The 12,266-nt window shown below is 36.6% G+C and carries 14 protein-coding genes; 1 reads left to right on the plus strand and 13 read right to left on the minus strand.

Annotation, left to right across the window (positions count from 1 at the left end; all coding sequences use genetic code 11):
- Positions 1 to 5 precede the first annotated feature (5 nt).
- The 4 genes from rpmF to K2N75_RS03380 all read right to left on the minus strand — a co-directional run bounded on the left by rpmF (position 6) and on the right by K2N75_RS03380 (position 1,839).
- Entirely contained in the window at positions 6 to 161 is a 156-nt protein-coding gene (gene rpmF, locus K2N75_RS03365; RefSeq protein WP_115551219.1) for a 50S ribosomal protein L32, read from the minus strand.
- 3 nt (positions 162 to 164) lie between these two features.
- Positions 165 to 545 (minus strand): hypothetical protein, encoded by a 381-nt coding sequence (locus K2N75_RS03370; protein ID WP_297679669.1) that lies wholly within the window; start codon positions 543 to 545, stop codon positions 165 to 167.
- Positions 546 to 548: 3 nt separating this feature from the next.
- The gene (gene ndk / locus K2N75_RS03375) at positions 549 to 962 is read right to left on the minus strand and encodes a nucleoside-diphosphate kinase (RefSeq protein ID WP_297679668.1); all 414 of its coding nucleotides are present in this window, start codon (positions 960 to 962) and stop codon (positions 549 to 551) included.
- A 175-nt stretch (positions 963 to 1,137) separates the two neighbouring features.
- A complete protein-coding gene (locus K2N75_RS03380; RefSeq protein ID WP_297679667.1) occupies positions 1,138 to 1,839 on the minus strand; it encodes an MqnA/MqnD/SBP family protein in 702 nt (233 codons plus the stop codon).
- Between the two features lie 143 nt (positions 1,840 to 1,982).
- Between K2N75_RS03380 and K2N75_RS03385 the strand changes: the two genes are divergently transcribed.
- Positions 1,983 to 2,834 carry an HDOD domain-containing protein gene (locus K2N75_RS03385; RefSeq protein ID WP_297679666.1) on the plus strand — a complete coding sequence of 284 codons (852 nt, stop codon included), beginning with the start codon at positions 1,983 to 1,985 and terminating at the stop codon, positions 2,832 to 2,834.
- A 125-nt stretch (positions 2,835 to 2,959) separates the two neighbouring features.
- Here K2N75_RS03385 and K2N75_RS03390 read toward each other — a convergent pair whose 3' ends face one another.
- From K2N75_RS03390 to K2N75_RS03430, 9 genes are all read right to left on the minus strand, one after another.
- Complete coding sequence (locus tag K2N75_RS03390; protein ID WP_297679665.1) at positions 2,960 to 3,532, minus strand: phosphoribosyltransferase family protein; 573 nt, start codon at positions 3,530 to 3,532, stop codon at positions 2,960 to 2,962.
- On the minus strand, positions 3,532 to 4,101 hold the full coding sequence (gene tmk, locus K2N75_RS03395; protein WP_297679664.1) for a dTMP kinase: 570 nt from the start codon (positions 4,099 to 4,101) through the stop codon (positions 3,532 to 3,534). The genes K2N75_RS03390 and tmk overlap by 1 nt, the downstream gene beginning before the upstream one ends.
- Position 4,102: 1 nt before the next feature.
- Positions 4,103 to 4,645: a pantetheine-phosphate adenylyltransferase gene (coaD, locus tag K2N75_RS03400; RefSeq protein WP_297679663.1), complete on the minus strand. Its 543-nt coding sequence runs from the start codon at positions 4,643 to 4,645 to the stop codon at positions 4,103 to 4,105.
- Positions 4,645 to 5,649: a dihydroorotase gene (gene pyrC, locus K2N75_RS03405; RefSeq protein ID WP_297679662.1), complete on the minus strand. Its 1,005-nt coding sequence runs from the start codon at positions 5,647 to 5,649 to the stop codon at positions 4,645 to 4,647. The genes coaD and pyrC overlap by 1 nt, the downstream gene beginning before the upstream one ends.
- A complete protein-coding gene (locus K2N75_RS03410; RefSeq protein WP_297679661.1) occupies positions 5,649 to 7,076 on the minus strand; it encodes a phosphomannomutase/phosphoglucomutase in 1,428 nt (475 codons plus the stop codon). The genes pyrC and K2N75_RS03410 overlap by 1 nt, the downstream gene beginning before the upstream one ends.
- Positions 7,064 to 8,338, minus strand: a complete 1,275-nt coding sequence (locus K2N75_RS03415; protein ID WP_297679660.1) for an aminofutalosine deaminase family hydrolase — start codon at positions 8,336 to 8,338, stop codon at positions 7,064 to 7,066. Before K2N75_RS03415 ends, K2N75_RS03410 begins: the two co-directional genes overlap by 13 nt.
- Positions 8,338 to 9,171 carry a mechanosensitive ion channel domain-containing protein gene (locus K2N75_RS03420; protein WP_297679659.1) on the minus strand — a complete coding sequence of 278 codons (834 nt, stop codon included), beginning with the start codon at positions 9,169 to 9,171 and terminating at the stop codon, positions 8,338 to 8,340. Before K2N75_RS03420 ends, K2N75_RS03415 begins: the two co-directional genes overlap by 1 nt.
- A 10-nt stretch (positions 9,172 to 9,181) precedes the next feature.
- On the minus strand, positions 9,182 to 10,456 hold the full coding sequence (locus tag K2N75_RS03425; protein WP_297679658.1) for an amidohydrolase family protein: 1,275 nt from the start codon (positions 10,454 to 10,456) through the stop codon (positions 9,182 to 9,184).
- Between the two features lie 130 nt (positions 10,457 to 10,586).
- The coding region (locus tag K2N75_RS03430) for a DUF2972 domain-containing protein (protein WP_300119966.1) at positions 10,587 to 12,266 on the minus strand (1,680 nt) is incomplete at its 5' end.

Below are 12,266 nucleotides of genomic sequence, written 5' to 3' on the forward strand. Positions count from 1 at the left end.
TCCAACTAATTATTTTTATATTTTCCAGTAAATTTATTTACACGATGAGGCATTTTCCAAGTCCCGTCTTTATCTTTTACAGGAACTGCTAGTGTAATTTTATAATGTGTTCTTCGTTTTGCTGCTCTTGTTTTACTCACACGTCTTTTTGGTACTGCCATTTTTTACTCCTTAAATTCGTCTTCTTTAATATGATAATCACAGCGAATCATCTCTAATTCACTCTGTAAAATTTCTTCAAAATCAATCTCGCCCTCTTTGCATTCCACAATTTCCTCAAAATGCTCGCTATCTAAATGCACGATTGTATCACTTAGATAAAACTCCACGGGCTCTTCTAATATTTCTTGATATTCTTCTCCGCTCAAATCACAGACAAGAGTGATTGCTCCGCTTAAGATTCCATTGAGCTTGAGCATATCGGGATAACTTTTATCACAAGATAAAACACCCTCCAACTTGACCTGATTCTCTTCAATGCAAAATTGGACTTTTTCTCCATTCTTGCAAGTCTGAAATGCCTTTGCGAAAGCAATTTTATGCATTAACTAGCAAATTTCCTTTGTAGCAAAGAAAAATGCAATTTCTTTTTTAGCATTTTCCAGACTATCACTTCCATGCACTGCATTTGCGTCAATACTCTCTGCAAAATCCGCGCGAATGGTGCCGGGTGCTGCTTCTTTTGGATTCGTTGAACCCATTAGTTCGCGGTTTTTTGCTACCGCATTCAATCCTTCAAGCACCATAACTACAACTGGTCCGCTTACCATAAAATCTACCAACTCGCCAAAAAAGGGACGCTCTTTATGCACTGCATAGAAATCTTTTGCATCACATCGGCTAAGTCTGATTTTTTTCATTGCTGCGATTCTTAACCCATTACTTTCAAAGCGTTCAACAATTTTCCCAATAACATTTTTTTTCACCGCATCAGGCTTGATAATGGATAATGTTTGCTCCATTGCTACTCCTAAAGCCCACTCTTTTGGGGCAATTTTAAAATAAAAGGACATATTATATTCAAAATAACCTGCATTTTTTATTAAATGCCATTATTTTTAGATTCCATTTTATTCCACACAAGAAATCTTAAATAAAATCTTGGCAAACCATAAAATATAGCCAAGAATCCATTTCTTAAAATCTTCGTGGTGCTTTAATCCTTGAAATCCTTAAATTCCTATAAAATCTTTCCACACCGAAATTTGCTTTTTTGTCTATTTTATAAGACAATACTTGGAGATATTGCAAAATCTCTTGTTTTGAGATTCCGCTTTTAAGTGCAGCTTTTGTTAGCAAAAAATGTGGAATCTTGATAGGTTTTTTATAGAAGGAATGGATTAATTTTTTATAAAACGAATGATTCTTTTTGACGCACAATCTCCCAAAAACAAAAGGCAAATGTTCCTTTTTTACCCAAAACTTACCCAAATCCACATAATCTTTTTGATGGTTGCTTTTCTGCTTCAAAACCTCTACAAGTGCTCTATCACCTATTAATACACGTCCCTTTAAACCAAGAACTTTTAAAAGCGCATTAGAAGTCGCAGATTGATAATCCTCTCCCTTTTCCTTTGGCAAGCAAATCACACTTAGGACTTCCTTGCGTGCTACGATTCCAACTTGCGAAGCCCAAAAACGCTCACTCCTTGCCCTAAGTGCCGTGATAGATGAAACAAATCCCGCATCAATACGCCCAAACAAAAATTCACGATTCAACTTTGCAGGATAAGATTTTTTTTTGTTATAAAATAATTGAAAATGCGATGGCTTAGGATATGCCCGCACAAAAGTTTCAAAAGGCAAAAGATTGAGGTAATCAATTTTTCCAAAGCGCATAAAATCTCCTAAAAATTTCTGATTATTTTACCATTTATTCACAATTTTATGTTATTTTTGAAACTTTAATAAGTAATGTTTTACTAAAAATACTATACAATAAAAAATTATTTACAAAAAATACCTTATAGAGGAAGTTTTCAATGAATCCTTTACTTTTAGAGACTATTAATGATCTCCCACCACTCCCTAAAACCGTGATGGAACTGCAAGAATATGTTGATTCTAGCGGGGCAGATTTGGAGATTAACAAAGTTGTCGCTATCATTTCTAAAGACCCCTTATTAATTGGTGAGCTTTTACGTCTTGCAAACTCTCCATTTTATGGATTTTCTCATCAAGTTTCTACGATTCAACAAGTTGTCTCATTGCTCGGAATTAGCAATATCAAAAATGTTGTTTTAGCAAACTCTATTCGGTCTAATTTTTCTATTGATGTTTCTCCTTATGGATTAGATACAGGAGTATTCTTAGCCAATTGTTCTAATGAAGTGGATTTCATCTCTACTTGGCTTCAAGAAGAAGATAAAGCACTTTCTAATGAGCTTGTGCCCTGTGCTATGCTTTTGCGTTTAGGAATGATTTTGCTTGCAAATATGCTCCTAAAATCAGGCAAAGCAAAGGAATTTTTAACCGAAAATCAAACCAACAATTTTCAAAATGTATCCGAACTAGAAAATCAATACTGCGGTATTGATCATGTGGCATTTCTAGGATTCTTATTTGACCATTGGAAGTTTGATGAAAGACTAATCCAGAGCATTACCCATATTGAAAACCCACACGCTGCTTCTAGCGAAATCAAAAAAAATGCCTACGCACTAGCGGTTACAAATTGTCTTTTTGAACCCTATAATCCCTTAAGCTCTTTTAATTCTAAAAAAGCCATTGCGCTTGTTAATGAAGCTACCAATCAAGGAGTAGATTTTAATATGGGAAATTTTTTAACTAAACTTCCACAAGCTGCCAAAGATAACTTAATGAAAGATGATTAGCATAGCACGATTGTGAGATTTTTTGTAGAATCTCGCAATTTTTAAATTCTTGCAATCTTGTTAATTAAAATTAAATAAGTTCTTTTATTTTTCTTGCCCTCAATATGTTTTCTCTTTGTTTGCCTTTAGTTTCTTGCGTCTGCTAAGACAAAAGCATTCAAAACTTTTCCGCCATTAGATTCCAAACATTCTTTTGCCTCCATTAACGTTAAGCCTGTCGTAACAATATCATCAACCAATACGATTTCTTTGCCTCTTACCTTGCGTTTAAGGCAGAAATTGCGAGGATTTGCTTGACGAAATTTCAAACTTTTTCCTGCATAAGATACAGGGTTTTTGGCATATAATGTCCGATAAAGTGGCATCAATCCCACCTGTTTTAAATAATGCAATAAAATCGCATTGTGTGCGTAGCCTTGTGTGCTGATTTTATCATCAATCCCCACCGCATAAGCATTAAGCGGAATCTCTAAAGTATTTTTCAAATATTGACTTGCTTTTTTTGCCAAGATTCCATAGACTTTACTACCAATCACTTGATATTTAGCGTGGAGCAAATATTCAATCTCACTAAATGCAAAAAAGCTATAAATTTTAAAGCCTTTAATTTCCCTGTATCGTGGAGTAATATGGATTGTATTAAAGCAGTTTTTGCAGAATGTATGCAATGTCCAATCCCCACAAATCAAACAGCGCATTAGCTCTTGATAAAATCCACAATTTTTGTAGTAATCTCTGCTTGTGGTAAATCTGCTTGCAACAAAAGCGATTCTATTTCAAGCTTCAAAATCACCTCTTTCAAGGCTTCTTGAAGTTCAAGCAAATAAGAGATTCCACGCTTTTCTATCTTATCCCAACTTTTTGCACTCAATCTTTCCTCTAAAACCTCTCGCGTCAATTCCAATAATACAGCTTTATTGGGCACAATTCCGCTCGTGGCAAAAAGATTCAAACTGCGCAGAATCTCAAAATCAAAGTCTTTTGCATAAGCGATTCCAGAAATTAAACTTCTATCACTAATGATGAGTTTATCTGCATTTGGCTTTAAGATTCTCTCGCTATGCTCTGCTCTATCAGCCAAAAACAACAGCATTTCTGTTTTTGGTGTGCAGTGCAAATTGCGCTCAAGCAAAGTGGAGCGAATCTCTTTGCCAATCTCTGTCGCGCCGGGCTCAAAGGTAAAAAGGGCTTCTTTAAAAATCTCTTTTAAGGCTGCAATCTGCGTGCTTTTTCCGCTCGTATCAATTCCCTCTATCGCACAATACATCTTAATCCTTTAAGATGGAATCTTGCGTCTTGGATTCTGCATTCTCTTCCACAAAATGAGGCAAACTTGCAATATGTGCCTTAACAGAGTTTGGCACAAGATGTGCAATTTCCCCTCCGTGCAAAAGAATAGAACGCACCACCGTGGAGCTAATAAAGGCATTTTGAAGTGCAGGCATAAGGTAAATCGTTTCCAACTCACGATTCAAAGACGCATTGGCATATCCCATTTGCAATTCGTATTCAAAATCACTTACCGCCCTAAGCCCGCGCACAAGAATATTAGCGTTGTTTTCTTTTGCAAAATCCGCAATAAGATTCCTAAAAGGTTGCACACACACATTGCAAGAAATATTTTTGGAATCCTTAATTGCCAAATTCACCATTTTAACGCGTTCCTCAAGAGAAAATAAAGGGTGCTTGCTCTCTGATTTTGCAACGGCAATAATCAATCCATCAAAGAGCTTACACGCGCGTTCAATCACATCTAAATGCCCTTTTGTAATCGGGTCAAAAGTGCCGGGATACACTGCGATTTTTGACATTAGCCGAAGCTCCACGCAAGGGTTTTTCCGGCATAAAGAGGGATAATTCCCTCTATGACTTGTAGAATCGTCATTGATTTTTTAATCAACTTCACTTGCTTATTGGTTGCGCGGATTCCATAAATTTTTTGTGCATTACCGCTTATGAAGTTTTCTAAATTTTCTAGGCTTTTATGCGTCTCAAAGAGTGTCGCAAGTGCCGGAAGCAGAATCGGTGCGCTAAAGATTCCTGCCGCACCTTTGGCATTCTCTTTGTTGCTTTGCAAATGAGGCGCAGAATCGCTACCAAAAGAAAACTTCTTATGTGCACTTAAAGCAACCTGCAACAAAGCGTCTCTGTCCTTTGGCGTCTTTAAAATAGGCTTGCAAAAACAATGGGGATTCAATGCTCCGCCAATCACATCTTCTAAGCTCAAGCTAATATGGTGTAAAGTCAGTGTGGCGTAGAGATTGTCATATTTTTCTACCACAGCAATAGAACGTCTATCACTCAAGTGTTCAAAAATAATTTTTAGATGCGGAAAAGTCTCTGCGAGCTCTGCAAACACTGCGTGAAATTCTGCTTCTCGCTCCAAAACAAAGCCATTACTCTCTCCGTGAATACTCAAAATCAGCCCAAGCTCTTGCGCAATCTCTAAAATCTCTAAAATTTTTGGATTAAGGATTTCGCTTACGCCATTCTCGCTTCCTGTTGTCGCCCCTTTTGGATAGAGTTTGATAAAGATAATTCCCTTTTCTTTTGCCTTTTGAAGTTCTTTTTTATCTAATTTTTCTGTGAGATACAAAGACATCATTGGATTGAAATTTTCATCTCCGCAAGCCTTTAAAATTCTCTTTTGATAAGCAAGCGCGTCCTCTACATTTAGAATCGGGGGATTGAGATTCGGCATTACAAGCGCACCGCTGAAGCTTTGTGCGGTAAATTTCGCGACACTTTCAAGAATCTCTCCGTCCCTTAAATGCAAGTGCATATCCAAGGGAGATTGCAAAACGATTTGTTCCATTATTGTTCCTCTTTTGAAAGATTGTTGAGCAGCTCTAAAAGTGCGCTTTGATACATTGCAACTGCTTCCTTGCTCTTGGCTTCAAAACGCGTTACAAGCACGGGCGTGGTATTGCTTGCCCGCACAAGCCCCCAACCCTCTTCAAAAACTACGCGCACGCCATCAATGGAAATAATCTTAACAATTTTAGGAAAATTTGCAGGAAGCTTAGAAACATCGTTTAGAATCTCTTTTAGTCGCTCTACTTGCGTAAATTTTTCTTCTTCGCTCGTTTGAATTTTGATTTCATCGGTGGAATAGAGTTTGGGCAGAGATTCTAGGACTTTATCAAACTCCAAGCCCTTAGTTTTTAGCAATTCTAACACGCGCAAAGCCGCATAAGTCGCGTCATCATATCCAAAATATCTATCATTAAAGAAAATATGCCCACTGACTTCAAACGCCATATGCGCGCCACTTTCTTTTAATTTGACTTTCAGATTGCTATGCCCTGTTTTATACATTATGCTCTGTCCGATTCTATCAATGCTTTCATACATATTTAACGAGCATTTCACTTCGCCAATTACAATAGGGTGTGGAATCGTTTGCGCAAAAATAATCGCAAGCTCATCGCCTTTATAGACTTTTCCTCCCTCTTGCGTATGTTTAATCACCGCCAATCTATCCCCATCTCCGTCAAAGGCAAACCCAATTCCGCCTCTTTTTGCGACTTCTGCCTTAAGGTCTTGTAGATTTTTCTCCTCACTAGGGTCTGGGTGGTGGTGAGGAAAATTCCCATCAGGCTCTAAAAATAATCCTTTAAAGCGAATATCCAAACGTTCCAAAACGCGTGCGATTCCAACTCCTGCGATTCCATTTCCACAATCTATGGAAATAGGTAAATCCAATCCTTTTAAATGCGCAAATTCATTTACCAAATAATCCACATACAAATCTAAGACATTCAGCTTTTGCGGGATTGCATTGTGGGGAATCTTTTTAGCGACTTCCTCAAATTTAAGTGCGTAAAAGTCTTTTTCTAACGCATAAATTGCATCACCAAAAAAGGGCTCTTTGCAAAGAGTAATTTTAAATCCATTATATTTAGGAGGATTGTGCGAACCTGTAATCATCACGCTTCCCTCAAGCTGCAAAGCTTGTGATTGCATTTCAAACTTGCTATACAAGGCAAAATATCCCACAGGAGTTGGAATCCTCCCTAGATTATACGCACAAGCTCCACTTGCAAAAACACCTTGACAAAACCAATCAAAGATGATTTCTGAATGCACGCGTGCATCATAACCCACACCCAAATTTCTACCTCCCCTTTTTTGCAATTCTAGCCCCAAAAGATAACCAATGCGCGTAACATTTTCTCGCGTTAAATCCTCATTGTAGATTCCGCGAATATCGTATTCTCTAAAAATCGTTAATTTTTGCATTCTTCCCTCTCCTGTAAATTTTCCAAGACTTCCCTACCCTTGATATAAAGTGCAAACGCCTCTCTAACATATAAAATTAAATTTTGCGCTAAAAATTCCTTTGTTTTAGGGATTTTAAACACAGCAAAGTCTGCTAAATTCCCAACTTTTAATTCTCCAAGCTTCCAAGCGGTATTCAAAAACGCATTGCGCGTTACACTAAGCAGTAATTCCCTTGCGAGATATTCTAAAGGCATACTACTATATGCAAATAAGGCGATTCTTAACTCATCTAACAAAGAAAGAGAATTATTAGAGCTTTTGCCATCTGTCCCCAAACAAAATGGAATCCTACATTCTTGCAATGCGTTAAGATTCAAAAGTTTGGAGTTTAATAAGCGATTGGATTTAGGGCAAGTGATGATTTTACCCTCCATTGTAGCAATTTTCCTTAAGACTTGAGAATCCGCTTCCAGACAATGCACAAAATAAGTATTTTTTGTGTCCTTAAAAAACTCCAAAAAACCTTGCACATCATAAAAAGATTTGGGATTGCTCCCAAAAAATTTTTGATAAAACTCTTGGAAATAACCGCTGCTAGTTTCTAGCCATTCTTTCTCTGCTTGCGATTCTAAAAAATGCACGCTTAAAGGCAAATTTTCCTTTTGCGCAATCTGAAGTGTTTTTTCAAGCAATTTTGAATGGACAGAATAAGGAGAATGAATCGCAACTGCTGGAGTAAAGCATTCCTTTTGCATAGATTTAGAATCCTGCAAACGCGCAAGAAAATTCTGAAACAAAATGTCCAAAACTTCTACTTTTGAACCAATAACTTCATTAAAATAAAGCACGCGCAAAGGAGAATCCGCCAAAACCTCCAAATCATATCCATAGCTTGAAACTGCCCCTACAAACCCCACGCCACTTCGCAAGCATTCTGTGATTCCTTGTTGCATTGCAGTTTTCAAATTAACACCCATTAATTTTTCTTGCATTAAAGTTTCGCGATTTACAATCACGCTATCTAGCCATTTTCCAAAATCTCCAAAATGCAAGATTCCCTCATTTTGGCTAAACTCCAAATGCAAATGTAGATTTGCTAATGCGGGCGTGATAGCGCAGGATTCATAATATAGACTTGGGATATTGGGGTATTGTTGGCGTAAGGAAGTATAGGAATCTATAGCGATAATTTCATCGGATTCAAAACAAATCCCACCTCTTTTGAGGACGCGAAATTCTGCATCACAAAGCACTACAAAATCCGCGCCAATAATTTGCATTATGGATTTGTTCCCATTAATTGATTTAGGTTAATATCTAGCTTGTTGTATGGAATCTCAATGCCCTCTGCATCAAAACGCAATTTAACCTTTTGTTGCATAATAATATTTGCCTTAAAGTAGTTTTCACTTTTTACCCAAAAACGCACAATTAAATCTACACTGCTAGTATTTAAGGCATTCACGCCTATAACAGGCAAAGGCTCTTTTAAGACAATCTCCTCTTCTTGTAAGATTTCCTCTAAAATTTGCTTTGTCTTTTGCAAATCACTCGTATAACCAACGCCAAAAATCAAATCCATACGACGCGTTGGGTTTGCATAAATATTGGTGATTGGAACGCTCACAATGCTAGAATTAGGCAAAACCACTACTTGATTGTCTGGGGTAGTAAGCTTAGTTTGAAACAAACTAATAGAATCCACTTTGCCTGTAATAGAGCCAACAGAAATCGTGTCTCCCTTGTTGAAATGACGCAAAACTATGAGTAAGATTCCGCTTGCAAGATTAGACAAAGAGTCTTTCAAAGAAAGAGCAATAGCTAAGCCTGCTGTTCCTAAAACTGCGATGATAGAGGTTGTTTTCACGCCCAAATTTGAAAGCGCAGTGATAAAGGTTAAAATCAAAATTGCCACAAAAACAACATTTTTTAGAAATTCTCCCAATGTTTCATCTTTTGTTGTTTTAATAACAACTTTTGAAATATACTTTGACAAAATCCTAGAGAGATAATATCCTGCCACCAAAATAAACAATGCACTAATAAAATTAGGCAAAAAACTAAAAAACCAATTTTCAAATCTTTCATACATTAAAAGTAATTTCGCTTCCATAATATTCCTTTTAAGAATGTGAGTAAAATCCAAAACACTGCTTACCTTCAATAAACATTTCTTTCACAACGCCATAAAAAATCCAATCATTATAAGGCGAATCTGGATTATCCATTACGCAAGTTTCTTTAGGGTCTATCAAAATCAAATCCGCATCGTAACCCTCCGCAATCAATCCTTTTTCTGTAAAGCCCAACGCATTAGCCGGATTCAAGCTTAAAATCTTGCTTAGCTCGCTTAAGTTCATACGCTCATTTTTAACAAACAATGTATAACACATTGGCACAAAACATTCAATCATATCTATACCAAAGGCAGCTTCCTCAAAAGCAAGATCTTTTTGTGCTTGGGATTTTGCGGATTGCAAAGAAGTAATCAACTCAATCTCTCCCCTTTTGACTCTTTTGAGCAACTTTGTGCGCGTAGATTCGGACTTCAAAGGTGGCTTGATTTTTGCTGCAGTGTTATAATGATTACACAGATTCTCTGTTAGCATTAGATGATGAATAGAGGTTTGCAAAAAAAGGTTAGGAATCTTGGTTTTGGAGATAGATTTGAGATGAATATTCTTGACTTCCTCAATAATTTCTACACTGCGCTCTGTTGCAAGTGCCAAAAAAACTGCTTTTACACCCATAAATCTTGCAACTTCACTCATTTGCGCAACTTCTTTTGTCTCACTTAAGGTTGGAATGGCGGGCAATCCAAGTCTTGAGGAAAGCTCGCCGTCATTCATCGCGCCATTTGCGCTTAGGGATTCGTCCTCACAAGAAAAAAACATCGGCACATCAAACATTAGCGCAAACTCACAAGCGCGTCTTAGCAGATTGCCATCAATGTTGGATTTTGCAAAGATACCTTTCGCTCCTTTTTTATGCAGAATCGCAAGCTCGTTTAAAGACTTTGGATTCTCCGCATTCACAGCGTCTGAAATGCCTAAAATTTGTGCTTTAAACTCATCTTTTAATGCGTGGAGTAGCTCCAATCCCAATTCGCTACTTGAAGTCGGCTTACAATCTGGAATCAAAACTGCTTGAGAAATACCACCGAGTGCGGCTTTGTGCGAAAGTTTCAAAAGATTTTCTTTGCTCAAAATTGAATTGCTTACGCGCGTATTTAAATCAATCGCACCCGGAAGCAAAATAAGATTATCTGCCCCCAAAACCTCCTCGCCGCTTTTTGGTATAATGCTTCGCTCTACCGCAACAATCTTGCCTTTTTCTATTCGGACATCGCCTCTTTGTTCTCCATTTGCATCACAAACCATTGCTCCTTTGATTATCATCACGCGCCCTTTTAAAATTAATTTGGCAATTATGGCAAATTTAAGCTAAAAAAAAATTTTAAGATTGCAAATTTGCCACTTTGGGTTTGTAAGCATCATAAAACAATCTGCAATTTCGCATCAAAAAGGCTTAATCCAACTCCTTACACATTCTTTCAAACTCTTGATAATATTTCCAAGATTCTACAATGTCGGGACGATATTGCGCTATTGCGGCTACTTCTTTATCAAGAATAGATTTTATATGTTTTCTTGCTTGAGGCTCTTGTTTGAAGTATTGCATAATATCACGAATCGCTAGTGCCTTTGCATCCTCTTGCTTAAATCTCTCTTTAAGCTTTTCTAAAAATTTCTTTAAATACTCACAAGATTCTTTGTATAAAGTCTCATTTGCTCGGAAGGATTCTACTTCATTTTTATCAATATAAACCCCAATGACTTCGTTTGGTTTGCCCATAATCTCTTGATGCAAATCTACCCATTGCGAATTATTGCTATGCGTTGCAAGAGTGAGTTTAAAATCTCCCGCTTGAAAGACAAGAGGAAAAAACAAATAAACACTTCCTTTGAATACATTTGTTTGCAAAGCCTTTTTATGACAATTCTGGGGAGGATTAAATCCAAAATCCTTTGCGATAACTTGTAGCTTTGAAATCGCCTCATCAGAATTTAATTCTTTTATATCCAAAAATGCTATTTTGGAAATATTCTTTTGCAATTCTTTAAGGTGAATATGGAAGCTAAAAAGATTGGAGTAAGCGTATTTTTTCAAGCCCTCTAAATTATAGTTATATTTAAGATGCTCAAGAGGTTTTATTACATCTTCAAAATCAAAAGTCTTGTCAAATTCTTTTGTAATCGCTAAGCTATGCGTCCATCGCCCTGCCCTTGCCAAACAATGCCTAAGAAGTTCCATAGGATCTCTTGTCTGACACATAAAAGAAACTTTCTTATCAATCAAAGAAAAGAATTTAAGATAATTTGAAGTTTGATACTCTAAATCGCTAAGAGAAACAACATTAAACCCATTAGAATGTAACAGAAAGTTATAAGCAAGAATATACCGATTGTTAGCACTTCCCTTGATAAATAAACTAATGATTCTTAAACCAATTGCACTAAATACCTCATTTACTTTAGCAACTCCCGCCCCATGTCCATAAAGATAAATCATCTTATACCCCCTCGGCAATGGCAAATTCAAATCCCAAGCAAGTTCCGCAGGGATACTCTCATAGCTTAAGTTTGGATAAGGTTGGATAGAATCTCTATTCTCTCTTTGGGATTCTACATTGCATTCTTTAGATTCTCTCTCTTTCATTCTTAACTCTGTTTCTTTATTATGATTGTTTTTCTCTTTAAATTCTCTCTTTGCATTCAATCTATCAGGATTCAGTAAAGGAGGATAAGGATGATTAGTCTTAATATATTGTTCTTTAAATTCTTTAGAGTTTAGCCAATCTAAGATTTCTTGTTTATGTTTTACAAGAAAAGGGGTTTGAGTAGAAAAAGGAATTTGAGAGAAAAGATTAGAAAAGAAAGATTCTATCTTAAGAGAGTTATTTTCTTGAGATTTTAGTTTGTGCATTAGGGCTTTGATTTCTTTTAACAAGAAAAGAGAATCTAAAAGATATTCTCTTGGGATAAAGCAATAAGAAAGATTTAATTCTTGGAGTTTTTCTTTATACTCTTGGTGGATTTTATAGAGCTGCTTTGCTTTTTTTATTTCTTGATTGAGTTTTAAATATCCACCTTTATACCAAAACTTATCTGCTTTACTTAAGACTTCTCCTAAGAGATAAGCTAAATG

The sequence above is a fragment of the Helicobacter sp. genome (assembly GCF_029067145.1).
Taxonomy (GTDB): Bacteria; Campylobacterota; Campylobacteria; order Campylobacterales; family Helicobacteraceae; genus Helicobacter_D.

Excerpts from the sequence above, each read along its gene's own strand:
- rpmF (WP_115551219.1), bottom strand. The coding sequence starts at position 161 with ATGGCAGTACCAAAAAGACGTGTGAGTAAAACAAGAGCAGCAAAACGA.
- K2N75_RS03370 (WP_297679669.1), bottom strand. The coding sequence starts at position 545 with ATGCATAAAATTGCTTTCGCAAAGGCATTTCAGACTTGCAAGAATGGA.
- ndk (WP_297679668.1), bottom strand. The coding sequence starts at position 962 with ATGGAGCAAACATTATCCATTATCAAGCCTGATGCGGTGAAAAAAAAT.
- K2N75_RS03380 (WP_297679667.1), bottom strand. The coding sequence starts at position 1,839 with ATGCGCTTTGGAAAAATTGATTACCTCAATCTTTTGCCTTTTGAAACT.
- K2N75_RS03385 (WP_297679666.1), top strand. The coding sequence starts at position 1,983 with ATGAATCCTTTACTTTTAGAGACTATTAATGATCTCCCACCACTCCCT.
- K2N75_RS03390 (WP_297679665.1), bottom strand. The coding sequence starts at position 3,532 with ATGCGCTGTTTGATTTGTGGGGATTGGACATTGCATACATTCTGCAAA.
- tmk (WP_297679664.1), bottom strand. The coding sequence starts at position 4,101 with ATGTATTGTGCGATAGAGGGAATTGATACGAGCGGAAAAAGCACGCAG.
- coaD (WP_297679663.1), bottom strand. The coding sequence starts at position 4,645 with ATGTCAAAAATCGCAGTGTATCCCGGCACTTTTGACCCGATTACAAAA.
- pyrC (WP_297679662.1), bottom strand. The coding sequence starts at position 5,649 with ATGGAACAAATCGTTTTGCAATCTCCCTTGGATATGCACTTGCATTTA.
- K2N75_RS03410 (WP_297679661.1), bottom strand. The coding sequence starts at position 7,076 with ATGCAAAAATTAACGATTTTTAGAGAATACGATATTCGCGGAATCTAC.
- K2N75_RS03415 (WP_297679660.1), bottom strand. The coding sequence starts at position 8,338 with ATGCAAATTATTGGCGCGGATTTTGTAGTGCTTTGTGATGCAGAATTT.
- K2N75_RS03420 (WP_297679659.1), bottom strand. The coding sequence starts at position 9,171 with ATGGAAGCGAAATTACTTTTAATGTATGAAAGATTTGAAAATTGGTTT.
- K2N75_RS03425 (WP_297679658.1), bottom strand. The coding sequence starts at position 10,456 with ATGATAATCAAAGGAGCAATGGTTTGTGATGCAAATGGAGAACAAAGA.